This is a genomic window from Saccharothrix longispora (genome assembly GCF_031455225.1).
GTDB lineage: Bacteria > Actinomycetota > Actinomycetes > Mycobacteriales > Pseudonocardiaceae > Actinosynnema > Actinosynnema longispora.
This window is the reverse complement of the sequence record NZ_JAVDSG010000001.1, coordinates 2,890,854-2,914,491: the sequence shown is the minus strand read 5'-3', so window position 1 is coordinate 2,914,491 and position 23,638 is coordinate 2,890,854. Positions and strand designations below refer to the sequence as shown.

Genomic DNA, 23,638 nt, shown 5'->3' with positions numbered 1-23,638 from the left:
CCCGGAAGTAGTCGGGCATGTTCCCGACAACCCGGCGCCCCTCACCGGGCGCGCAGCGCGGTCGCGGCGGCGACGATCGCGCCGGTGCCCACCCCGGCCGCGGCCAGCAGCTCCAGCTCGTCCCCGACCAGGTCGCAGAACGCGTCCGGCACGCCGATCCGGCGCACCGGGCAGGGCGAGGTCTCCGCCAGCACCTCGCACACCGCGCCGCCCAGCCCGCCCGCCAGCACGTGGTCCTCCACGGTGATCACCGCGCCGGTCTCCTCGGCCGCCGCGACGAGCGCCTCCCGGTCGATCGGCTTGACGGTGTGCACGTTGAGCACCCGCGCCCCGATGCCGGCCGAGGCCAGCAGGTCGTGCGCCTCCAGCGCCATCAGCACCGGGTACGGCCCGGTGGCCACGATCGTCAGGTCGTCGCCCTCGCGCAGCCGCGCGGCCCGACCCAGGACGAAGTCGCACGGCGCGTGGTGCACCAGCGGTGTGGCGGCACGCCCCAGCCGCAGGAACAGCGGGCCGGGCAGGTCCGCGGTGGCGCGCACCGCCGCCTCCGTCTCCACCGAGTCCGCGGGCACCACGACCGTCATGTTCGGCAGGGTGCGCATGATGGCGACGTCCTCCAGGGCGTGGTGCGTCGGCCCGTAGTGACCGGCGGAGAACCCCGCGTGCGTCACCACCACCCGCACCGGCAGGTCGTTGCCGGCGACGTCGACCTTGAGCTGCTCGCACGCGCGGCAGGCGGCGAAGGTGCTGATCGTGTTGGCGTAGGGCCGCAGGCCCATCGACGCCAGGCCCGCGCTGACGCCCACGAGGTTGGCCTCGGCGATGCCGACGTTGGCGTAGCGGTCCGGGAAGCGCGCGCCGAAGCCGGTCTCCAGGCCGCCCATGTCGGAGTCCACGCAGAACACGCGGGGATCGGCCTCGGCCAGCTCCTCCAGCGTGCGCCGGTAGACCTCGCGGGTGGACGGCCGGTACGCCTCGGCCCAGTCGGCCGGGACCTCGGGGGCGGCGGTCACGACTCCCTCCTCGCCCGCGCGCGCAGGCCGCCCAGCGCCCGCGCCAGCAGCGGCGGCGTCAGGGTGACGTGGTGGCTCTTCTTCTTGTCCTCGAACAGGGGCACGCCCTTGCCCTTCACCGTCGTGGCGAGCACCACCGTCGGCCTGCCCGGTCGGGTGGGCACCGCGGCGAACGCCTCGCGCAGCGCCGCGGTGTCGTGGCCGTCGACCTCCGCCACCGCCCAGCCGAAGCTGCGCCAGCGGTCGGCCAGCGGTTCCAGGCCCAGGTCGGTGGTGCGGCCGGTGATCTGCCAGCCGTTGCGGTCGACCACGGCGACCAGGTTGTCCAGGCCGACGGTGGGGGCGAACTGCGCCGCCTCCCACACCGAGCCTTCCTGGAGTTCACCGTCGCCGAGCAGCACGAACGCGCGGGAGGGGCGGCCGGTGCGCTTGGCGGCCAGCGCCACGCCCGCGCCGAGCGACAGCCCGTGCCCGAGCGACCCGGTGGGGAACTCGACGCCCGGCAGCCTGCGCAGCGGGTGCCCGGCGAGCCGGCCGCCGCTCACCGCGTAGGTGTCGCACTCGGACTCCGGCAGCAGGCCGAACTCGACCAGCGTCGCGTACAGCGCCGCGCTGGCGTGCCCCTTGCTCAGCACGAACCGGTCGCGGTCGGGGAAGTCCGGGTCGTCCGGGCGGACGTCGAGGACCGAGTCGTAGAGGACCGCGAGGACCTCCACGCACGACAGGCTGCCGCCGACGTGGGTGCCGACGCCGGTCGCGCCCATGGTCAGGATGCGCTCGCGGATGCGCAGCGCGCGTGCGGAGAGGAGTTCGGTGGGTGCGCTCATGCTTCCGTCCTCGTGTTCGCGTACCGGGTCCACGGGGGCCGGTGCTCGACGGCGCGGGCGATCGGGACGAGCGTGTCGAGGTTGTCCCACACCTTGTGGAACGCCTCGGCGCAGCGCAGCAGCACCGGCCCGCTGTCGGGGTTGAGGTGCCAGCGCTGGAGGGTCAGGGAGTCCTCGACCACCGCCGTGCTGACCGGGAAGTCCTCGACGCGGGGTTCGGCGGGCGCCTCCCCGCGCAGGGCCCACGGGTAGCCGCCGAACCCGGCCCCGGTGCGGAAGGCCTCCTGCCAGGGCAGCGGCACCTGCTGGTACTGCTGCACCGGTACGCCCTCGGCCCGCAGCGCCCGTTGCAGCACGGTGCGCAGGGCGCCGGGGTCGACGTCCGCGCAGCCCATCGCCACCGGGTCGAACCGGAAGCGCAGGATGTGCCACGCGTGCGTGCGGTCCTCCGGCACGACCGGCGGCACCAGGCCGGGCAGGTCGGCCAGCCGCGCGAGCAGGGCGCCCACGTTGCGCTGCCGCGCCTCGTCGTACTCGGCCAACCGGGCGAGCTGGGACCGGGCGAACGCCGCCTGCACCGCGCTGAGCTTCGCGTTGCCGGCCAGCACCCGCGAGACGTAGTCGCGCTCGCGGCGCGTCAGGTCCTCGCCGAACTGGCGGTGCAGCACCACCTTGCGGTGCAGCTCCGCGTCCGCCGTGGTGATCAGTCCGCCCTCGCCGCAGGTGGGCAGGTTCTTGACGACGTTGAGGCTGAACGTGGCGACGTCGCCGAGCGTCCCGGTCCGCCGGCCCCGGTAGGTCGCGCCGTGCGACTGGGCCGCGTCCTCGACCAGCAGCAGCCCGTGCCGGTCGGCGAGCGCCCGCAGCGCGGTCATGTCGGCGGGCAGGCCGTGCAGGTGGACGGCGAGGATCGCGCGGGTGCGCGGCGTGACCAGCCGCTCGGCCTCAGTCGGGGACATCGTGTACGTCACCGGGTCGACGTCGACGAACACCGGCACCAGCATCCGCTGCACCGCCGCGACCGCGCTGGCGATGAAGGTCAGCGCCGGGACCAGGATCTCCGCGCCCGGCTCGACGCCGGCGGCGGCCAGCGCCAGCTCGATCGCCGCGGTGCCGTTGGACACCGCCGCGCAGTGCGGGGCGCCGACGAACTCGGCCCACTCCCGCTCCAGGGAGGCCACCTCGCCGCCGCCGGTGGTGTTGGAGGTGAACACGCCGCTGTCGAAGACCCGCCGGGCGGCCTCGTGCTCCGCCTCGGTGACGACCGGCCACCGGACCTGCTCGGCGGGCACGCTCCCGCGCTCGATGACCCGGCCGCCGCCGAACATCGCCAGCGCGCCCGTCACGCCGACCCGCCCAGGCCGAGGCGGTCCAGCGCGAAGTCGACGTACGCGCCGACGAGGTCCACCGACAGGACCTCCAGCGCACCGTGGAACTCGGGGGTGTGGTTGACCTCGTTGACCAGGTAGCGGCCATCGCGGTCCTCCAGGACGTCGATGCCCAGCACGCCGTCGCCGATCGCGTCGGCGGTGGCGCGCAGCAGCTTCGTCAGCTCCTCGTCCGGTTCGCAGCGCTCCACCCGACCGCCCCGGGCGGTGTTGGTGCGCCACTCGTCGGAGATCTTGTAGATCACGCCGACCACCTCGCCGCCCATCACGTAGCACTTGAGGTCGCGACCGGGTTTGTCGACGTACTCCTGCACGTACACCACCTGGTGCTGGGGGCTGGGCAGGGCCGCCCGGTGCTCCAGCAGGATCTCGGCGGAGTTGCGGTCCGTCGGTCGTGCGGACAGGTGCCCCCACGACCCGTTGACCGGCTTGACCACCGACGGGAAGCCGAACGACTCCAGGTGGTCCAGCGCGTGCTCCGGCGACAGGCTGACCGCGGCCCGGGGCACGGGCAGCCCGGCGGCGCGCAGCGCGAGGGTGGTGAGGAGCTTGTCCCCGCACAGCGCGATGACGTCGGCGCCGTTGACCACGGTCAGGCCGGCGTGCTCCAGGATGCGGGTGGCGTAGGCGTTGCGGGTGTGCGAGATCTCGCGGGTGATCACCCCGGCGTACGGCGGTCGCCGCTCGTCCAGCTCGAACAGCGCACGCCGGGTGTCGATCACCTCCACCTGCGTGCCTCGTCTGCGCAGCTCGGCGAGGAGCAGCTTCTCCTCCAGGCGGATTCTCGACGCCAGGACGGCGACAGGCAGGTCCATCAGTCACCCCGTTGACCGGTCGACAGCTCGGAAAGGTTCGTGGCGAGCCGGTCGACGGCGTCGGCGAGGATCGCCACGGCAAGCAGGTACTCGGACAGCTCCACGTGCTCGTGCGGCGTGTGGTCCTGGTGCGGGTCGCCGGGCCCGTAGGTGGCGATCGGCACGCCCCAGGCGGGTGCGATCACGTTCATGTCGGACGTGCCGAGCTTCAGCTTGAACTCGACGTCGCCGGTGCGCGCGCGGACCGCCGCGGCCAGGGTGCGGGCGACCGGGTCGGCGCGCGAGGTGCGCACCGCCGGGGTCCGCTCCAGCACGGTGATCTCCGCGCCGGGGCACAGCAGGGCCACGTCGGCGAGGAAGGCGTCGGTGTCGAACGCGGGCGGCGTGCGGCAGGAGACCACCAGTTCGGCCTCGACGAGCGTGCCCGACATCCGCACCAGGGTGGGGGAGACGCGGCCGAACAGCGGGCCGCCGCCGTGCCCCGCGCCGGTCAGGTCGAGCAGCGCCCGCCAGGACGCGGCGGCCGCCTCGCAGGCCGTCGGGTCCGGGCTGCTGGTGTGCGCCTGCGGTCGCCGCACCACCCAGGCGAAGCGCAGGACGCCCTTGTAGCCGACGACGACGGTGCCCGACCCGCTCGGTTCGCCGATCACGACGGCGTCGGCGCGCTGGGTCGCGGCCACGTGGTGCGCGCCGACCGAGTCGCGTTCCTCGTCGACCGCGCCGACGACCACGATCCGCACCCCGGCGCGGCGGCCGACGCGCGCCGCCGCCATCACCATCGCGGCCAGCGGTCCCTTGGCGTCCACCGAGCCGCGGCCGTGCAGGCGGTCGTGCTCCAGCCGCACCGGCGGGCCGCCCGGCACGGTGTCGATGTGGCCGAGCAGCAGGATCGTCGGGTCGCCGTCGTCACCGAGGACGCCGACGACGTTGCCCACCTCGTCGCGGTGCGCGGCGAAGCCCAGGTCGGCGAGCCGGTCGGCGAGGAACGCGCACGCCGCGTCCTCCGAGCCGGACACGGACGGGATGGCCACCAGCCGGTGCAGCAGGTCCACGGCGGCGGCGTCGGAGGTGGCCGACGCGGGCGCGGGCGGCCGGACGCGCGTCACCGTCGTGCCTCCGCCGGCACGCCGGGGGTGGTCGTGCCGGCGTCGACCTCGTCGGCGGGCCGGTCGGCCAGCTCTGCCAGCTCCTCGATCGTGTGCCGGCCGAGCAGGGTGGCCAGCGGGAACTCGAAGCCGAGCGCGCGGGTGCGCTGGAGCAGGTTCACCGCGCGCAGCGAGTCGCCGCCCAGCTCGTAGAAGTCATCGGTGACGCCGACCTCGGCAGTGCCGAGCACCTCGGACCACAGCTTGGCCAGCAGGGTCTCCACCGGCGTGCGCGGCGCGACCGCCGACGCGCCGGACGCCTCGGCGGGGGGTGGCGGCAGCGCCGCCCGGTCGACCTTGCCGTTGGCGTTCACCGGGAGCCGCTCCAGCGGCACGACCCGGCTGGGCACCATCACGGCCGGCAGCCGCTCGCCGGCGAACCGGCGCACCTCGTCCACGCCGGGCGCGTCCGGACCCGCCGGGACGACGTAGGCGACGAGCTGGGCCGAGCCGGTCGGGTCGGACCGCACGACGACGGTCGCGTCGGTGACGGCCGGGTGGCCGCGCAGGACGTGCTCGACCTCCTCGGGCTCGACGCGCTGGCCGCGGATCTTGACCTGGTGGTCCCGCCGGCCGAGGAAGGTGAGCGTGCCGTCGTCGTTCCACCGGGCCAGGTCGCCGCTGCGGTACAGGCGGGCGCCGCCCTCGTGCGGGACGAACGCCGCCGCGGTCAGCCGGGGTCGGCCGAGGTAGCCGCGCCCGGTGTGGACGCCCGCGATGTGCAGTTCGCCGGGCACGCCCAGGGGGGCGGGGCGGCCGTGGCGGTCGAGCACCAGCAACCGCACGCCGGGCAGCGGCCCGCCGATCGGCAGCCGGCCCGCCACGCCGTCGACGCGGTGGTGCGTCACCTCCACCGCGGTCTCCGCCGGGCCGTAGGCGTTGTGCAGGGCCGTGTCGGGGAAGGCGGCCGTGAAGTCGGCGGCCAGCGCGGCGCTCAGCTCCTCGCCGCTGCACTGCACGTGGCGCAGCGCGGGAACCCGGGCGCCGGTGACCCCGGAGCCCAGGAACGCCCGCAGCATCGACGGCACGAAGTGCGTCCGCGTCACGCCGCGGCGGGCGAACAGGTCCACCAGGTAGTCCGGGTCCCGGTGGCCGCCGGGGACGGCGAAGACCAGCCGCGCGCCGGCCACCAGCGGCCCCAGCAGCTCGGGCACGGCGACGTCGAAGCCGATCGGGGTCTTCTGCACCACCACGTCGGCCGGGCCGAGCGGGATCGCGCCCGCCATCGCCCGCAGCCGGTTGGCCAGCCCGTCCAGCGTGTTGACCGCGCCCTTCGGCATGCCCGTGGAGCCCGAGGTGAACACGACGAACGCCGCGCAGGCGCCCGGCACGTCCGGCCGCACCCAGCCCGCCGCGTCGTGCGCCGCGGCCGTCGCCACGTCCGCGGTGTCGTCGCCCACCGCGCGCCCGCGGGTGCCCGTCGAGACGAGCACGACCCCCGGCCTCGCCTCGGCGACGACCGCGCGCAGCCTGGCGTCGGGCCAGTCCGGGTCGAGCGGCAGGTAGGCGCCGCCGGCCTTGAGCAGGCCGAGCACCGCGACCGCCAGGTCCACCCCGCGCTCCAGGCACACGCCGACCGGCACCTCGGGGCCGACGCCGTGCGCCCGCAGCCACGCCGCGACCCGGTCGGAGCGGTCGGCCAGCTCCGCGTACGTCAGCTCCTCGCCGGTGCCGTCCGCCACGACGGCGACGGCGTCGGGCGTCCGGCGCGCGGTCTCCTCGAACCACCCGGTGATCGACGGCGGCGGCTCGGGCGGTTCGGGCGACCCGCCCAGCGCGTCCACCCGCGCGACCTCCTCGGGCGACGTCACCGGCACCGTCCACAGCGGACTGGCGAGGTGACCGGGCAGCCCGTCCAGCACCAGGGTGAACGCGTCGAGCAGCCGCCGCGCCGACGAGGTGTCGAACAGGTCGGTCGCGAACACCAGTTCGGCGCCCAGCCCGTCACCGGCGGGCGCGAGGTACAGGCCCACGTCGAACTGCGTGCTGCCGGTGGCGATCTGGACCGGTTCGACGTCGACGCCGGGCAGCCGCAGGTCGCCCGGCGGCGTGTTCTGGTACGCCAGCATCGCCTGCGGCAGCCGGGCGGCCGGCCCGGTCGCCGCGCCCGCCTCCTGCTTGAGCCACTCGAACGGCAGGTCCTGGTTCGCCAGCGCGTCCAGGCACACCGACCGGCAGCGGCGCAGCAGGTCCCGCACGTCGGCGAGGGGGTCGAGGCGGACGCGCAGCGGCAGCGTGTTGACGAAGAAGCCGACCACGCCGTCCAGTTCGTCGCTGGGCCGGCCGGTGACCGGGGTGCCGATCACCACGTCGTCCTGCCCGCTCCAGCGCGACAGCACGAGGGTCCAGGCGGTCACGAACACCATGAAGTCGGTGACGCCCTCGGCCTGGGCGGTCGCGGCGAGCCGTCGCAGCAGGGCGGCGGGCAGCACGGCGCGCACCACGTCACCGCCGTGACCTCGGTCGGCGCCGCGCGGCCGGTCCGTCGGCAGGTCCAGCGCCTGCACGCCGGCGAGCGCGCCGCGCCAGAACTCGCGCTGCCCGGCCACGTCGTCACCGGACAGGTGCTCGCGCTGCCACACCGCGAAGTCGGCGTACTGCACCTCCGGTTCGGGCAGCGCCGGCTCCGCGCCCACCACCAGGGCCGAGTAGGCGGCGCTCAGCTCGGTCAGCAGGATGCCGAGCGACCAGCCGTCCACGACGACGTGGTGCACGCACAGCACCAGCAGCCACCGGGGTTCCGGGGCGTCCACGACCCGCATCAGCACGGCGCGCAGCAGCGGCGGCTCGGCCAGGTCGAACGGCTCCGCCACGATCGCGCGCACCACGTCGTCCAGCTCGGACGCCGCGTGTTCCGCGGTGGTGAAGGGCACCGGGAGCGCGTCGGTCGCCACCTGCACGACCGCGCCGCCCTGCCCGACCCGCACGCCGGTCCGCAGCGCCTCGTGCCGGTCCACCAGCACCTGGAACGCGGCCCGCAGGGCGTCCACGTCCAGCCGCCCGGTCAGCCGCAGCCCGCCGACCACGTGGTAGGCGCTGCCCGCGCCCATCTCGTGGAGCATCCACAGCCGTTCCTGCCCGAACGAGGCGGGGAAGACGAACGTGCCCGGCGCGCTCATCGCACACCGCCGGTGGCGCGGAACCGCTCGCGGTCCAGCCGGCCGATCCGCGGTCGTGCCGCCGTCGGCTGGGACCGCACGAGTTCGGCGAGGTCGGCGACCGTGCGGCGGCCGAGGAAGTGCCCGAGCGTCAGGTTCACCCGCAGGACCGCCTTGATCCGGTAGACCACCCTGGTGGCCAGCAGCGAGTGCCCGCCCAGGTGGAAGAAGTCGTCGTGGACGCCCACGCGCTCGACGCCCAGCAACTCCGCGAAGATCTCCGCGATGGCGCTCTCGGCCGGGTCGCGCGGTGCGACGTAGGGGGTGGTGCGCGGCGCGTGGCCCTCGGGCGCGGGCAGCCCGGCCCGGTCCAGCTTGCCGTTCGCGGTGACCGGCCAGCGGTCGACGCGGACGAGGTGGGCGGGCACGAACGCGTCCGGCAGCCGGTTCCGGAGGAACGCGCGGCAGTCCGCCAGCAGCGCCACCGTGCGCGCGGTGCGCAGCGGGTCGTTCACGGGGGCGTCCCCGACCTCCGGGACCGGGAGCGCCGCCGGTCCGGTCCGCTCGGCCGCGGCCCGCAACCCGGCCACGGTCCGCGGTCCGCCGTCCTCGCGCAGCAGCCGCACGGCTTCCACGTCCGCGGCGATCAGCGCCGGGTCGGGGAAGGCGGGACCGGTCGGCAGCGGCTCGGCGCGGGGGCCGACCGCGAGCACCACGTCGTAGCGGAACTTCACCATCTCGTTGGCGGAGCGGCCGTCCTTGCCCAGCACGGCGACGTCGGTGACCCCCGGTTCGGTCTCGGCGAACCGCTCGAACAGGTCGGGGTCGACGACCAGTTCCTCCTCGCGGTCGACGTGCCCGCGCACCACCTCGCGCAGCTGTTCCACGGGCGTGTCCCCGGGCAGCCTGACCAGCTGCACCGACGTGTGCAGGGTTTCCAGCAGCGCCTTGCTGCGCACGTCGCCCACGACCACGCAGCCGCCCGGCCGCACGGCGCGCACCGCCCGCCGCAGCACGGTCAGCAGGTAGTCGGCATCGGGGAAGTACTGGACGACCGAGTTGAGCAGGACGACGTCCACGCTGCCGTCGGGGACGCCGGTGAAGTCGTCCGCCGCCCGCTGGTCCAGCGTCACCCGGTCGGCGTGCTCACCGAGGTGGGGGAGCCGTTGCCGCAGGAGGGCGACGGACACCGCCGAGATGTCCGCGGCCTGGTAGGACAGGCAGTGCGGGGCGAGGGCGAACAGCGGCATGCCCGTGCCGCAGCCCGGCTCCAGCACCCGCTCGTGCGGGACGGCGAGCACGCGGCCCACGATCCCGTCGAGCCACTCGCGCATCTCCGCCGCCGGGATCGGCTCACCGGTGTAGCTGCTGATCCAGCCGGAGGTGTCGAACCCCGGGTCGGGCGCGTCGGCGCCGGGTGCGTCGGTGTCGGCTGGGCGCGCCGAGGCGGCGTACATGTCGTCGAACACCGCGCTCCACCGCGACACCTGCTCGTCCGTCGCGCCGTCGCCGGGGTCGGCGGCGAGGACGTAGCCGACGAGCTGGGGCGCGCCGGACGCGTCGGGCCGGACCACGACGGCGGCGTCGGTGACGAGGGGGTGGGCGCGCAGGGCGTGCTCGACCTCCGCGGGCTCGACGCGCTGGCCGCGGACCTTGGTCTGGTGGTCCAGCCGCCCGTGGTAGGTGAGGGCGCCGTCGGCGGACCGGTGGACCAGGTCGCCGGTGGCGTAGAGGCGGGCGCCGTCGTCGTCGGGGACGAACGCCGCCGCGGTCAGCCGGGGGCGGCCGACGTAGTTGCGCCCCGTCTGGACGCCCCCGATGTGCAGCTGCCCCGGCACGTTCAGCGGCACGCGCTGCCCGTGCCCGTCCAGGACGAGCAGCCGGACACCGGGCTGGGGCGGGCCGATCGGCACGCGCCCCGGCGCGCCGTCGACCCGGTGGTGGGTCACGTCGATCGCCGCCTCGGCCGGGCCGTAGAGGTTGTGCAGCGCGGTGCGGGGGAACGCGGCGGCGAAGTCGGCGGCCAGCGGCGTGCCCAGCTCCTCGCCGCTGCACAGCACGTGCCGCAGCGCCAGGTCCGCGCCACCGTGGCCCGAGTCCAGGTGCGCCCGCAGCATCGACGGCACGAAGTGCGCGAGCGTCACCCCGTGCCGGGCGAACGCGCCGTGCAGGTAGTCGGGGTCCCCGTGCGCACCGGGCGCCGCGGCCACGAGCCGCGCGCCGGCGACGAGCGGCCACACCAGCTCCCACACGGACACGTCGAAGCCGACGGGCGTCTTCTGGAGCACGACGTCCGCGTCGCCCAGGCCGAGGGCGCCCTGCGCCCAGGCCACCCGCGACGCCAGCGCCGCGCGGGTGTTGACCGCGCCCTTGGGCCGGCCCGTCGACCCCGAGGTGAACACGACGTACGCGGCGTTGGCCGCCCCCGCCACCGGTTCCGGGCGGTCCCCGGGCATCGCCGCGACCTCGTCGCGCGCGGCCGGGTCGTCCAGGACGACGACGGTGGGCGAGGCGACCAGCCCGGCCAGGTCGGCGCTCGTCAGCACCACGCCCGGCGCGGCGTCCTCGACGATCCCGGCCAGCCTGGCCGCCGGGTAGCCGGGGTCCAGCGGCAGGTACGCCCCACCGGCCTTGAGCACCGCCCAGAACGCCACCAGGAGGTCGACGCCCCGCTCCAGGCACACGCCGACCGGGTCCTCCGGCCGCACGCCGCGCGCCCGCAGCCAGTGCGCGAGCCGGTTCACCCGCTCGTCGAACGCGGCGCGGTCGAGCCGCTCCCCGGTCGCGTCGCACACCACCGCCGGGGCGTCGGGGCGCGCGTCGACCACGTCCTCCCACCACCGCACGACGTCGGGCGGCGGCGCCGCGACCGGCCCGTCCTCGGCGGCGCGCACGCGGGCCAGGTGGTCGGTGGACAGCAGCGGCAGCGACCACACCCGGTCCGCGGGGTCGGCCGCGACGCCCTCCAGGACGGTGCGGAAGCTGTCCACGACCCGTGCGGCGCTGTCCGCCGAGTGCAGGTCCACCGAGTACTCGCAGAACCCGGACAGGCCGCCCTCCGGGGTGGGCGTCAGCTCGATCTCCAGGTCGAACTTGGCCGTGCCGGTGTGCACGGCCTCCACCTCGATCTCCACCTCGGGCAGCCGGGTGGTGCCGGGTGGCGTGTTGTGCAGGACGAGCAGGTGCCGCACGAGGGGCGAGTGCCCGGACTCGGTGCGGCCGGGGCGCAGCTCGCGCACCACCCGCTCGAAGGGGACCTCCTGGTTGGCGTAGGCGTCCAGGCAGGTCGTGCGCGTCCTGTCCAGCAGCGCGTCGAACCGGTCGCGCGGGTCCACCCGCACCCGCAGCGCGAGCGTGTTGACGAAGAAGCCGACCACGTGGTCGAGCTCCGGCCGCGTCCGCCCGGCGACCGCCGCGCCGAACAGCACGTCCGAGCGGGTGGACCAGCGCGAGGACACCACCGACCAGGCCGCCGCCAGCACCATGAACAGCGTGGCCTTCCCGGTGTCGGCGACCCGCTGGAGGCGCGCCACCAGCTCCGGCGACAGCTCCAGCGGCACCCAGTCGCCGGCGAAGGTGCGCGGCGCGTCGCCGGGGACGTCGCCGGGGATGTCGGTGGCGGTGGCCCCGGCGAGGGTGCGCCGCCAGTAGTCGAGCTGGGCGGTGAGCCGCGTGCCCTCCTGGCCGCGCTGCCACACCGCGAAGTCGCGGTAGTTCACCGGCAGGTCCGGCAGCCGGGGTCGCTCACCGGCGCTCAGCGCCCGGTAGGTCTCGCTCACCTCGCGGGCCAGGATGCCCAGTGACCAGCCGTCCACGACCGCGTGGTGCACGCACAGCACGAGCACCGACTCGTCCTCGGCGAGCCGCAGCAGCGTGGGCCGGATCAGGGACGGGCCGGCCAGGTCGAACGGCGTCCGGCACAGCGCCCGCACCTCGTCGTCGAGCGCGGCGGCCGTGGTGGCGCGCACGGGCAGCTCGACGGCCACCTGCGCCGCCGGCGTCACGACCTGGGCCGCCTCGCCGTCCGGGCCGACGTCGAACCCGGTCCGCAGCGACTCGTGCCGCTCCACCAGGTGCCGCAGCGACCGGCGCAGCACGTCCTCGTCGACCGCGCCGCGCATCCGCATCATCCCGGCCACGACGTAGAGGGAGCTGCCCGGGTCGACCTGCTCGAAGTAGTGCAGCCGTTCCTGCGCCGGCGACAGCGGCCACCGGCCGGCCGGGTCGTCGTGCCGCACGATGCCGCCGAGGGCCCGTCCGACGCCCTTCTGCTCGGCGAGTCGCCGCACCAGTCGCAACTGGTCCGCCGTGAGCGGTCCCGATCCCACGAATCCGACACCTCCATCGGCATCCGGCGGTCCGGCCGCGCGGCCGGACCCCGTCCCAAGGTCGTCGTCCGGCGGGTTCCGGGACAGTCGGTGACTTTCCCGACGCGCCCCCGACGCCCGCGTCACCCGTCCAGGTGGGCGCTGACCTCCTCCGGCGACATCGCCGCCACCTGCGCCACGAGTTCGGCCACCGCGTCGACGTCCACCCCGGACTCGCCGCCCACCTCGCGCAGGTGCGCCGCCAGCGCCCGCACGGTGCCCGCGCCGAGGAAGCCGGGGATCTCCAGGTTCACCTGGAGCACGTCGCGGATGCGGGACACCGCGCGGGTCGCCATCAGCGAGTGCCCGCCGAGGTCGAAGAACCGGTCGGACGCGCCGACCTGCTCGACGCCGAGCACGTCCGCCCACGTGCGGGCGAGCAGCACCTCCAGCGGGTCGGCCGGCGCGTGGTACTCCTGCTCGGGCCGGCCCAGCGCGGGCGCGGGCAGCGCGGCGCGGTCCAGCTTCCCGCTCGGCAGCAGGGGCAGCCGGTCGAGCACGACGAACACCGACGGCACCATGTGGTCGGGCAGCAGCGCGGTGAGGTAGGCGCGCAGCTCCGCGACCGTCGGCGCCCGGTCGCCGCGCGGCGTCACGTACGCGGCGAGCCTGCGCTCGCCGAGGTGGTCGTCGAACGCCACCACGACCGGCTCGTTCACCGCGGGGTGGGTGGCCAGCTCCGCCTCGATCTCGCCGGGCTCGATCCGGAACCCGCGGATCTTGATCTGCTGGTCGAGCCGGCCGAGGAACTCCACGTCGCCGTCCGCCAGGAACCTGGCGTGGTCGCCGGTCGCGTACACCCGGCCGCCGGGCTCGGGGCTGAACGGGTCGGGCAGGAACCGCTCCGCGGTCAGCCGGGGCCGCTTCCAGTAGCCGCGACCCGGCCCGTGGCCACCGATGAACAGCTCGCCCGGCAGGCCCACCGGGGCGGGCCGCCCGTGCCGGTCGAGCACGTAGACGCGGTGGTTGGCGTACGGCCTGCCCCAGGGCACGCCGGCGGGGTAGGAGCGGTGCGTGACGCGGTAGGCGAGGCTGCAGTAGGACGCCTCGGTCATGCCCGCCAGGTTCAGCAGGCGCACGCCGGGCACCATCTCGGCCAGCCGGCCGGGCAGCGCGGGCGGCATCCGGTCGCCGCCCAGGCCGACCACCCGCAGCCGCACACCGGGCATCCCGCCGCGCTGGTAGGTGTGCGCGACCAGGGCGTCGAGCAGCGCGGGGGCCGAGCTCCACGCGGTGACCTGCTGCTCGACCAGGAGGGCCAGGAGCTGCTCGGGGTCGGTGGTCTCGATGTCGTCGGGCACGACGATCGCGGCTCCCGCGGCGAGCGTGCCGAACACCTCGTAGACCGACATGTCGTAGTTCAGCGAGGAGATCGCCAGCATCCGGTCGGCCGGTGTCATGCCGTACACGCCGTTGACGCCGTACATGGTGTTCACGACCCGGGCGTGCTCGTTGGCCGAGCCCTTCGGCAGGCCGGTGGAGCCCGAGGTGTAGATGACGTAGGCCAGGCCCGCCGGGTGCACGTCGACCCCGGGGCGCGTGGCCGGGAACTCCGCCAGCCGCTCGTCCGCCGCGTCGAGGGCCACGAACCGGATGGCCTCGTCGAACCCGTCGGACGTGGTGACCGACGAGTGCGTGAGCACCACGGCCACCCCGGCGTCCCGGGCCATGTACGCCACCCGCGACCGAGGGTAGTTGGGGTCCAGCGGCACGTAGCCCGCGCCCGCCTTGAGGATGCCGAGCGTCGCGACGACCATCAGCTCGCTGCGCGGCAGGGAGATGCCGACGAGCTGCTCCGCGCCCACGCCCTCGGCGCGCAGCAGGTGCGCGAGCCGGTTGGCGCGCTCGTCCAGCTCCCGGTAGGTCAGGGTGCGGTCCCCGAACACGACGGCGACGGCGTCGGGTGTCCGGTCCACCGAGCGCTCGAACAGCCCGTACAGGGTGAGCGGGCCGCAAAAGGGCTCGTCGGAGCCCTCACCGCTCAGCTCCGCGATCAGCCGCGCGTTCTCCCGCTCGCCGACCAGCGGCAGCAGCGACACCGCGTCGTCGGGCCGGGCCGCGCCGCGGTCGAGCACCCGCGCGAACGCCTCGGCCATCCGCTCGGCCGTGTCGCGGGCGAACAGGTCGGTGGTGAACTCCAGGCGCCCGTCCAGCCCGCCGTCCGCGTTCGGCACCAGGTCCAGGGCCACGTCGAACTTCGGCGTCACCGTCCGCTCGGGCAGCGCCTCGACCACCAGGCCGCCCAGCTCCAGCCGGGACGGCGGGACGTTGCGCAGCGCCAGCATCACCTGCACCAGCGGGACCGCGCCGGTGGAGCGGGCCGCGCCGACGTCGCCGACCATCCGCTCGAACGGCACGTCCTGGTTGGCGTAGGCGGTCGTGCACTCCCGGCGCGCCCGGCGGACCAGCTCGCGGAACGCCGGGTCGTCACCGGGGTCCAGGCGCAGCGGCAGCGTGTTGACGAAGAACCCCACCAGGGGCTCGGTCTGCGGGGTGGCGCGGCCGGCGACCGGCGAGCCGACGACCAGCTCCCGCTGCCCGCTCCACCGCCACAGCACCACGCCGAACGCCGCCAGCAGCACCATGAAGCGGGTGGCGTCCTCCTCGACGGCCATCCGGTCGACCGCGGCGAGGGCGTCCGCGGACAGCCGGAACGGCACCGCGTCACCGCGTGAGGTCCGCACCGAGGACCGGGACCGGTCGGCGGGCAGGACCAGCGCGGTCGCGCCGGCCAGGTGGGCGCGCCAGTGCTCGCGCTGGGCGTCCAGCTCGCCGTCGTCGAGCCGCCGCCGGTGCCACACCGCGAAGTCGCCGTACTGGATGGGCAGCGGCGGCAGCGGGGACGGTTCGCCGCGCCGGAACGCCTCGTACAGGGCCACCAGCTCGGTGCGGATCACCCCGATCGACCAGCCGTCGCAGGCCACGTGGTGCACGCTGACCAGCAGCACGTGCTCCCGGTCGCCGGTGCGCAGCAGGCTCGACCGCATCATCGGGTCGGTGGCCAGGTCGAACGGCGTGCCGGCCTCGCGCAGGTACGCCTCGTCGACCGCGCGGGCGACGTCGGGCACGTCCCTGATGTCGCGCACCGGCAGCGGCACGGGCGCCGGCGGGCGGACCACCTGGTAGGGGACGCCGTCGCGCTCGACGAGGTTGGTCCGCAGCACCTCGTGCCGCCGCACGATCTCGTCCAGGCAGCGGCCGAGCACCGGCACGTCGAGGTCGCCGGTGAAGCGGACCGCGGCGGGCATGACGTAGGCCGCCGAACCGGGGTCGGCCCGGTCCAGGAACCACAGCCGCTCCTGCGCGGGCGAGCACGGCAGCCTGCCACCGCTGCGGTCGGCGCGAGGTATGCCGCCGGGCTCGCGCACCTGGCGCGCCGCGAGCGACTGGGCGAGCAGCGCGCGCCGCTCCGGGGACAGGGCGCGCAGCCTGCTGTCCACAGTGGATTCGGTACGGGCGTCGGTCGCGTCCCCGGCCATGGTGATCGCTCCTACCAGCAGACGAGCAGGTCCTCCGCGAGCCTCGTCGCGGTCCGCGCGCACCGACAAGTCGGGAGCATGCCCGACGTGCCGGGGCCGCCGGGCTGCGCGACCGTGGCGTCGAACCGGGCCACCAGGGGAGTCGCGCATGAACGAGCCGTCCAGGGTGATCGCGCTGTGGGCCGCCCCGCGGTCCAGGTCGACCGCGTTCTTCCGGTCGATGATCCAGCTCGGCGGCCTCGTGGCGCTGCACGAGCCGTTCTGCAACGTCGTCGACTACGGCCGGACCACCGTGCTCGACCGGGAGGTCACCACGCACCGCGACCTGATCGCGGAGATCCGGGCCGTCTCGGCCACCGGCACGGTGTTCCTCAAGGACACGACGGACCAGCGCTACGACGCGGTCTTCGAGGACCGGGACCTGCTGCGCGAGGCGCAGCACACCTTCCTGATCCGCAGGCCCGCGGAGGTCGCGGCGTCGTTCTACGCGCTCAAGCCGGACATGGAGCGCGCCCACGTCGGGCTGGAGGGGCTGCACGAGCTGTACCGGGCGGTCCTCGATGCCGGGGGCCGCGCGCCGGTGGTGCTGGACGCCGCAGACCTGGTCCGCGCGCCCGAAGCGGTGCTGCGCGCGTACTGCGCGCGCGTCGGCCTCCCGTTCGACGCGGCGGCGACGAGCTGGTCGTCCGGGGCGCGTCCGGAGTGGAGCATGTCGGAGCGCTGGCACTCGGCGGTGAGTGACAGCACCGGGTTCGTCGACCGGACCACCCGGTACCGGGACACGGTGGACAACAACCCGCTGCTGGCGTCGTTCGCCGCGCACCACGAGCCGTTCTACCGGGAGCTGCACGCGGTGCGGCTGGTGCCGGAGGAGGAGCAGGCGGGCCGCTGAGCCCTCAGCACCGCTCCCTCAGCACCGCTCCCTCAGCACCGCTCCCTCAGCACCGCGCCGCGAGCGTCGCGGCGAGCTCGGCGCGCAGGGCGGTCGCGGTGCCGTACCACTGCGCGTCGACCGCCGCCCGCCGGTAGAACAGCTGCGCGTCGCACCGCTCGGTCATCCCCAGCGCGCCGTGCAGGTGCACGACCTCCTCGGCGGCACGCCGGGCCACGTCGCCCGCCAACAGCGCCGCCTGCGCGCCCAGCCGCGCGTCCACACCCGATGTGACCGCCGTGTCGACCAGCGCCCGCGCGGCCTCCGCGTCCGCGGCCAGCGCCGCCAGCCGGTGCGCGAGCGCCGTGGACCTGGCCAGCGGCTCGCCGAACGCGTTCCGCCCGCGCAGGCGGTCGCACGCCAGCCGCACCGCCGCCCGCGCCGACCCCACCAGGTAGGCCGCGTGCCTGAGCCGGGCCCGCGCCAGCACGGCCGGGAAGGCGTCCGCGACGTCGAGCACGTCGCCGTCGATCGCGGCGCCGGCCAGCTCGACCAGGTACAGGTCGCCCCGGGCCACGTCGTCGCGCCTGCGCACCCGCACGCCCGGCTGGTCCACCGCGACCAGCGCCGCGCGCCCCGCGCCGACGACGAGGAGGTGGTCGACGTCCGCAGCGAACGCGACGAAGTCCCTGGTGGCGGTGATCGTCGCGCCGTCCACCCGGAACGGCGGCGGATCGCCCGGCCGGTCCGTGCCGCGCTCGCGCAGCGCGAGCGCCACGGTGCGCCCCTCCTCGGCGATGGCCTCCACCGGCCCGCCGCGCCCGGCCAGCAGGTCGGCCGCGGCGATCGTGTCCAGGTAGGGGCTCTGGTGCAGCGCCCGGCCCAGGAGGTCGGCGACGGCCAGGTGCGCGGCCAGGGTCGCCGGGGCGGCCGGGGTCCGCGCGCCGGCCAGTGCGCCGAGACCGGTCAGGGCCGCCCACACCTGCGCCCTGGTCTCCTCGTCCACGGGGTCCGGTCGACCACCCGCGCCCGCGCCGCGCGGTCGTTCGCCCAGCCGCCGCAGCAGCGGGATCGTCTCGTCGTCGAACAGCCCGGCCAGGTCAACCAGGTCGGGCGCGTCCGGCCGGTCGGCCAGGTCGGGCGGGTCGATCGGTGTCGTCGTCACAGGAGTCCCAGTCCGCTCGCCGCGATCAGGTAGAGCATCACCTCGGAGGTGCCCGAGGCGAGCCGGTGGGTGGGGCCGGTGCGGTACGCGGCCTCCAGCACGCCGTCCTCGGGCGCGCCGCCGTCCCACGCCGACAGCGCCGAGTCCAGCCCGTCGACCTCGGCCGCGGCCCGCAGCACCGGCCGGACCTGCTCGGACGCGCACCACTTCGCCATCGCCGAGCCGACCGGGTCCGGGGCGCCCTCGGCGAGGGCGTCCACCTGCCGCCAGGCCAGCGCCCGCGCCGCGCACAGCCGCGCGTCCAGCTCGGCGAGCCGGTGGGCGTGCACGGGGTCGTCGAGCGCGCCGGTCGCCGCGGCCCGCCGGACGACGGTGTCGAGCAGGACGCGCGCCTTGGCGTGGAAGTCGATGCCGGTGCGTTCGAGCAGCAGCAGCTCGCCGAGCAGCGACCAGCCCTCGTGCAGCGGGCCGACGATCGCCTCCGGCGGCAGCAGCAGGTCGTCGACGACCACCCGGGTGAACCGGTCGTTCCCGATGGACGGCACCACCTCGACGTACACGCCGGCGGAGTTCAGCGGGACCAGGAACAGCGTGATCCCGTCCATGCCGACCCCGCTGTCGCGGGTGCGGACCGCCATCAGCGAGAGGTCGGCGAACTGCGACTTCTGGTTGTAGACCTTGTTGCCCCGCAGCCGCCAGCCACCGTCCTCGGGGACGGCCGTGCTGCGCAGCGCGGCCAGGTCCGACCCGGCGCCGTCCTCGGTGAACAGCACGGTGGCCGCCCGCTCACCGCTCGCCAGCGCGGGCAGGTGCTCGCGCCGCTGCGCCGGGGACCCGCTGTGCAGCAGGAACGTGCCGACGATGCCGATGCCGAGCGTGTGCAGGTCGTCGGGGACGCCGGCCAGCAGCATCTCCTCGGTCAGCGCCGCCGCCTCGGCCGGGCCGAGGCCGAGCCCGCCGAACTCCACCGGCCAGTGCGGCGCGAGCATCCCGCGTTCGCCGAGCAGGCGGTACACCCCGATCCGCCCGGTCTCCGCCTCCGGTGGCAGCCGCCGCACCTCCTCGACGGCCCGCCGCACCCGCTCCTCGGCGAAGAACGCCCGCAGCTCGGCGCGGAACCCCTCGCTCGTCACGATCCCCGCGCTCATCGCGGGAGACCGCCGTCCCGGTCGACCGCGTCGAGCAGTTCCGCCAGGTCGTCCGCCGGGACGTCCGCCAGCTCGCGCTCCTCCACCAGTTCGGCCAGTTCGGCCAGCGTCGAGTGCAGGAACAGCTCCCGCAGCTCCAGGCGCACCCCGAAGACCTCCTCGACGCGGGCGGCGACCTTGGTGATCTTCAACGAGGTTCCGCCGATCGCGAAGAACCCGTCCCGGAGGGTCGGCTCCGCGACGCCGAGCACCTCCCGCCAGATGTCCGCGAGGGCGATCTGGGTGGCGGTCGTCGGCGGTTCCGCGACCGCGACGGCGACGCTCCCGCCCGGCGCCGGCAGCGCGGCGCGGTCGAGCTTGCCGCTGGCGGCGCGGGGCAGCTCGGGCAGGACCACGAACTCCGACGGCACCAGGTAGGTCGGCAACGCCTCGCCGAGCGCGGCGCGCAGCGCGTGGGGGTCCGGCGAGTCGCCCGCGACGTAGGCCACCAGCCGGGCGTCGGTGCCCGAACCCGCCACCACGACGGCGGCGTCCCGCACGCCGTCCAGCGCCAGCACGGCGTGCTCGACCTCCGCCGGTTCGACCCGCAACCCCCTGATCTTGACCTGGTCGTCCACCCGGCCGACGAACTCCAGCGCCCCGTCCTCGCGGCGCCGGACCAGGTCACCGGTCCGGTACAGCCGCTCGCCCGGCCCGCCGTACGGGTCCGGCACGAACCGCTCGGCGGTCAGCCCCGGCCGCCCCGCGTAGCCGCGCGCCACCCCGACACCGCCGACCAGCAGCTCGCCGGGCACGCCCACCGGCACCGGTTGGCCGAACCGGTCCACCACGTGGGCCCGGTAGTTCGCCATCGGCAGCCCGATCGGCGGCATGGCGTCGTGGTGGACGTGCGCGCACAGGTGGTCGATGCACGCCACGGTCGCCTCGGTGGGGCCGTAGCCGTTGTGGAACTGCCTGCCGGGGGTGTTCCAGGCGTTCACCAGCTCACCGGGGAACGCCTCCAGCCCCACGAACAGCGCGCGCAGGTCCGGCAGGTCGTCGGGGGAGAGCGACCGCAGCACGGCGGGCGGCAGGTCGGTGACGGTGACCCGCTCGGACCGCATGAGCGCGGTCAGCCGCTCCGGGTCCAGCAGTTCCGACCGGGGCGCCTGCACGAGGGTCGCGCCGCTGCACAGCGCCCCGAAGAAGTCGAACAGGCTGACGTCGAAGGAGGGGTTGGCGAACTGGAGCACCCGGTCGCCCTCGTCCAGCCCGAACAGCGCGATCACCGCGGGCGTGAAGTTGGCGATCGACCGGTGCTGGACCTGCACGCCCTTGGGGCGCCCGGTCGACCCGGACGTGAAGATCACGTAGGCCAGGTTGTCCGGCGACACCGCCACCTCCGGCCGCGTGGCGGGCGCGTCGTCCGCCTCCGGGTCGTCCAGGCACACCGCGCGCACCCCGTCGGGCAGCTCCCGCGCCAGTGCCCGCGTCGTCACCACGGTCGCCGCGCCCGCGTCGGCGAGCACGAGCGCGCGGCGCGCGGGCGGGTGGTCGGGGTCGAGCGGCAGGTACGCGCCACCGGCCTTGAGGACGCCGAGGAACGCCGTGGGCAGGCCAGGTCCCCGTTCCAGCAGGACGCCCACCACCGACTCCGGGCCGACCCCGGCGTCGACCAGGCGGTGCGCGACCCGGTTGGCCAGCCCGTCCAGTTCGCGGTAGGTCAGCGACGCGCCCTCGAAGCGGCTCGCCACCGCCGTCGGCAGCCGATCGGCCACGGCCTCGAACAGGTGGTGCAGGCACCGCTCGCCGACACCGAGGTCGCACTCGGTGCGGTTCGTGGCGTCGACGAGGGCGTGCTCGTCGTCGCCGAGCAGGTCGAGCTGCCCGAGCCGCAGGTCCGGGTCGGCCAGGAACGCCTCCAGCGCACGCCGGTAGTGGGCGAACAGGCGCCGCACGCGGGCCGCGTCGAACAGCTCGGTGGAGTACTCCGCCCACAGCCGCAGCCCGCGCCCGGGCACCGGGGTGACCTGCACGGCCAGGTCGAAGCGCGCGGTGCCCACCTCGACCGGGTAGACCTCGGCCTCCAGGTCGCCCAGGGCGGCCGACTCCGCACCGGTGTGCTGGAGCGTGAACGACACCTGGAACAGCGGGTTGCGGCCGGGGTCGCGGGCAGGGGCGAGTTCGTCGACCAGCCGCCCGAAGGGCAGGTCCTGGTTGAGGTGCGCGTCGACGACCGTGCGGTTGGTCCTGGCCAGCAGCTCCCGGAAGGTGGGGTTGCCCGCGGTGGACGTGCGCAGCACCAGCGTGTTGGCGAAGAAGCCGATCAGCGGCTCGACCTCCGGCCGGGTGCGCCCCGAGAAGACCGAGCCCACCACGACGTCGGACTGCCCGCTGTAGCGCGACACCACGGCCGTGAACGCCGCCAGGGCGACCGCGAGCGCGGTGACCCGCTCGTCCCGGGCGACGTCGGTCAGCCGCCGCGCCAGCGACTCCGGCAGCAGCGCCTCCTCGATCGCGCCCGCCAGGGTGGGCCGCACGGGCCGGGGCCGGTCGGTGGGCAGGTCGAGGGTCGGCAGGTCGCGGAGCTGCTCGCGCCAGTAGCGCGACTGCTCCTGCGGGTCCTCGCCCGCGAGCCACCCGCGCTGCCACGCGGCGTAGTCGGCGAACTGCACCGGCAGCGGCTCGGCCGGGGCGCTCCCGACGGCGGCGCGCCGGTAGCCCGCGACGAGTTCGGCCACGAGGATGCCGGTGGACCAGCCGTCCGTGGCGATGTGGTGCATGGCCAGCACCAGCACGTGCTCCGCGGCGTCGAGCGTGATCAGGGCGGGCCGCAGGACCGGCCCTCCGGCCAGGTCGAACGGCGCCCGCACCAGCTCGTGCACGAGGTCGCGCGCCGCGGCCTCCGGGTCCGCGCGCCCCGACAGGTCGTGCACCGGCAGCGGCACCGGCGCCGGCGGTTCGACCACCTGGTGCGGCACGCCGTTCTCGGCGGGGTAGCGGGTGCGCAGCACCTCGTGCCGGGCGACGAGGTCGTCCAGCGCGCGCCGCAGGGCGGCCACGTCCAGGGCGGCGCGCAGGCGCAGCACGAGCGGGGCGTTGTAGACGGGGCGGCCGTCGGCCCAGCGGTCGAGGAACCACAGGCGCTGCTGCGCGTAGGACAGCGGCAGCCGCCGGTCACGCGGGGCCGGCGCGATGCGGCCCGGGACGGCGCCACCGACGTCCGGCCGGCGTTGGCGCAGCGCCAGCACCGCCTTGCGCGCCTCGGCGAGGCCGGGGGCGCGGCGTTCTCGTGGCTCTCGTGGTGCCGGGTTCGACGTGGACATCGTGTGTGGGCTCCTCGGTGCCGGAGTGGTTCCTCGCCCGCGAGGCGGCCCCCACCATCCCCACCGCGCGGGGGTGCTCACGAGTCAGGCGATTCCCCGACGGGTCGGGGGGTGCCGCGGCTGCGACAGTTCGGTCGCGCGGCGGGCTGCGCGGCCGGTGCCGGTCCCCGCGTCGGCGAGGAGGGCCATGGGCACGGCGGAAGCTCCCACGATCACCAGGTCGCCGTCGGTCACCGACGACCTCGTGCGCGACGTCGCCGCCCTCACCCGCGCCGCGTACGCCGCGGGGGACCTGGTGCCGGGCCTGCCCGTCGCCGACGGCGCCCGCGAGGTCGAGGCCGACGTGCGCGCCGACCTCGACGCCGGGCACCTGCTGTGGACGGCGACGGTCGCCGGCCGGCCGGCGGGTTCGGTGCGGGCGCTGCCCGGCGCACGGGCGTGGAGCGTGCGCAGGCTGGCAGTGTCCCCCGACCACCGCCACCTCGGCCTGGGCAGGCTGCTGCTGCGCGCGGTCGAGGCCGCGGCAGCGGAGGCGGGTGCGGCCCGGGTGACGCTCGACGCGGTCGTGGAGCGCGGCAACCCCGCCTTCTACGCCAGGGCCGGCTACCTCACCACCCGGCACTTCGCGGCGCCGGACAAGCCGCTCTCCGAGGTGACCATGGAACGCGCCCTGGACGAGCCGCCGCCGCCCCCGGAGCACCCCGACCCGACCGACCTCGCCACGTCCCCGCCGGGCGTGGTGCGGTCGTGGTGGTCGGTCGGCGGTCACGCCGTGCGCGTCGTGGGGGCCGGGGAGGACGGCGTGGCCGCCGAACTGGCCCGCCACGGCCGGCTCGTGCCGGAGCGGGCGGTGCTGCGCGGCGTGGACAGGGCGCCGCTCATCGGCGACGCGCCGGACCGCGCGCGGGTCGAGCACCTGCCGGCACCGGTCGACCTCGTCCCCGCCTACGCCCTGCCGCGGTGCGCCGACCCGGCGTCCCTGGCCTGGTGGCGCTTCCCGCCGGCGCGCGGGTAGGG

13 protein-coding genes are annotated in these 23,638 nt (G+C 75.7%); 2 read left to right on the top strand and 11 right to left on the bottom strand.

Annotated elements, in window-relative coordinates:
* Positions 1–41: 41 nt before the first annotated feature.
* The 8 genes from J2S66_RS11810 to J2S66_RS11775 all read right to left on the bottom strand — a co-directional run bounded on the left by J2S66_RS11810 (position 42) and on the right by J2S66_RS11775 (position 16,132).
* Positions 42–1,013, bottom strand: a complete 972-nt coding sequence (locus J2S66_RS11810) for a transketolase family protein (RefSeq protein WP_310306987.1) — start codon at positions 1,011–1,013, stop codon at positions 42–44.
* Positions 1,010–1,840 carry a transketolase gene (locus J2S66_RS11805; protein WP_310306986.1) on the bottom strand — a complete coding sequence of 277 codons (831 nt, stop codon included), beginning with the start codon at positions 1,838–1,840 and terminating at the stop codon, positions 1,010–1,012. Before J2S66_RS11805 ends, J2S66_RS11810 begins: the two co-directional genes overlap by 4 nt.
* The gene (locus J2S66_RS11800; RefSeq protein ID WP_310306985.1) at positions 1,837–3,186 is read right to left on the bottom strand and encodes a DegT/DnrJ/EryC1/StrS family aminotransferase; all 1,350 of its coding nucleotides are present in this window, start codon (positions 3,184–3,186) and stop codon (positions 1,837–1,839) included. Before J2S66_RS11800 ends, J2S66_RS11805 begins: the two co-directional genes overlap by 4 nt.
* The gene (gene lysX, locus J2S66_RS11795; RefSeq protein ID WP_310306984.1) at positions 3,183–4,043 is read right to left on the bottom strand and encodes a lysine biosynthesis protein LysX; all 861 of its coding nucleotides are present in this window, start codon (positions 4,041–4,043) and stop codon (positions 3,183–3,185) included. The genes J2S66_RS11800 and lysX overlap by 4 nt, the downstream gene beginning before the upstream one ends.
* Positions 4,043–5,149, bottom strand: a complete 1,107-nt coding sequence (locus tag J2S66_RS11790; protein WP_310306983.1) for a M20/M25/M40 family metallo-hydrolase — start codon at positions 5,147–5,149, stop codon at positions 4,043–4,045. The genes lysX and J2S66_RS11790 overlap by 1 nt, the downstream gene beginning before the upstream one ends.
* Positions 5,146–8,307, bottom strand: a complete 3,162-nt coding sequence (locus tag J2S66_RS11785) for a non-ribosomal peptide synthetase (protein WP_310306982.1) — start codon at positions 8,305–8,307, stop codon at positions 5,146–5,148. Before J2S66_RS11785 ends, J2S66_RS11790 begins: the two co-directional genes overlap by 4 nt.
* Positions 8,304–12,614 carry a non-ribosomal peptide synthetase gene (locus J2S66_RS11780; RefSeq protein ID WP_310306981.1) on the bottom strand — a complete coding sequence of 1,437 codons (4,311 nt, stop codon included), beginning with the start codon at positions 12,612–12,614 and terminating at the stop codon, positions 8,304–8,306. Before J2S66_RS11780 ends, J2S66_RS11785 begins: the two co-directional genes overlap by 4 nt.
* 122 nt (positions 12,615–12,736) lie before the next feature.
* Positions 12,737–16,132: a non-ribosomal peptide synthetase gene (locus J2S66_RS11775; protein WP_310306980.1), complete on the bottom strand. Its 3,396-nt coding sequence runs from the start codon at positions 16,130–16,132 to the stop codon at positions 12,737–12,739.
* 148 nt (positions 16,133–16,280) lie between these two features.
* Between J2S66_RS11775 and J2S66_RS11770 the strand changes: the two genes are divergently transcribed.
* Positions 16,281–17,024, top strand: a complete 744-nt coding sequence (locus tag J2S66_RS11770) for a sulfotransferase-like domain-containing protein (RefSeq protein ID WP_310306979.1) — start codon at positions 16,281–16,283, stop codon at positions 17,022–17,024.
* A 46-nt stretch (positions 17,025–17,070) separates the two neighbouring features.
* Here J2S66_RS11770 and J2S66_RS11765 read toward each other — a convergent pair whose 3' ends face one another.
* Genes J2S66_RS11765 through J2S66_RS11755 form a run of 3 tightly spaced genes read right to left on the bottom strand, consistent with a single transcriptional unit; the run spans position 17,071 to position 22,621 of the window.
* Positions 17,071–18,168 (bottom strand): acyl-CoA dehydrogenase family protein, encoded by a 1,098-nt coding sequence (locus J2S66_RS11765; RefSeq protein WP_310306978.1) that lies wholly within the window; start codon positions 18,166–18,168, stop codon positions 17,071–17,073.
* Positions 18,165–19,316, bottom strand: coding sequence for an acyl-CoA dehydrogenase family protein (locus J2S66_RS11760; protein WP_310306977.1), 1,152 nt, complete (start codon positions 19,314–19,316; stop codon positions 18,165–18,167). Before J2S66_RS11760 ends, J2S66_RS11765 begins: the two co-directional genes overlap by 4 nt.
* Positions 19,313–22,621 carry a non-ribosomal peptide synthetase gene (locus tag J2S66_RS11755; protein WP_310306976.1) on the bottom strand — a complete coding sequence of 1,103 codons (3,309 nt, stop codon included), beginning with the start codon at positions 22,619–22,621 and terminating at the stop codon, positions 19,313–19,315. Before J2S66_RS11755 ends, J2S66_RS11760 begins: the two co-directional genes overlap by 4 nt.
* A gap of 187 nt (positions 22,622–22,808) precedes the next feature.
* On the opposite strand from J2S66_RS11755, the gene J2S66_RS11750 reads away from it, so the two are divergent.
* Positions 22,809–23,636: a GNAT family N-acetyltransferase gene (locus J2S66_RS11750; protein WP_310306975.1), complete on the top strand. Its 828-nt coding sequence runs from the start codon at positions 22,809–22,811 to the stop codon at positions 23,634–23,636.
* The last annotated feature ends 2 nt before the right edge of the window (positions 23,637–23,638 follow it).

Excerpts from the sequence above, each read along its gene's own strand:
- J2S66_RS11760 (WP_310306977.1), bottom strand. The coding sequence starts at position 19,316 with ATGAGCGCGGGGATCGTGACGAGCGAGGGGTTCCGCGCCGAGCTGCGG.
- J2S66_RS11770 (WP_310306979.1), top strand. The coding sequence starts at position 16,281 with ATGAACGAGCCGTCCAGGGTGATCGCGCTGTGGGCCGCCCCGCGGTCC.
- J2S66_RS11775 (WP_310306980.1), bottom strand. The coding sequence starts at position 16,132 with ATGGCCGGGGACGCGACCGACGCCCGTACCGAATCCACTGTGGACAGC.
- J2S66_RS11805 (WP_310306986.1), bottom strand. The coding sequence starts at position 1,840 with ATGAGCGCACCCACCGAACTCCTCTCCGCACGCGCGCTGCGCATCCGC.
- J2S66_RS11785 (WP_310306982.1), bottom strand. The coding sequence starts at position 8,307 with ATGAGCGCGCCGGGCACGTTCGTCTTCCCCGCCTCGTTCGGGCAGGAA.
- J2S66_RS11750 (WP_310306975.1), top strand. The coding sequence starts at position 22,809 with ATGGGCACGGCGGAAGCTCCCACGATCACCAGGTCGCCGTCGGTCACC.
- J2S66_RS11755 (WP_310306976.1), bottom strand. The coding sequence starts at position 22,621 with ATGTCCACGTCGAACCCGGCACCACGAGAGCCACGAGAACGCCGCGCC.
- lysX (WP_310306984.1), bottom strand. The coding sequence starts at position 4,043 with ATGGACCTGCCTGTCGCCGTCCTGGCGTCGAGAATCCGCCTGGAGGAG.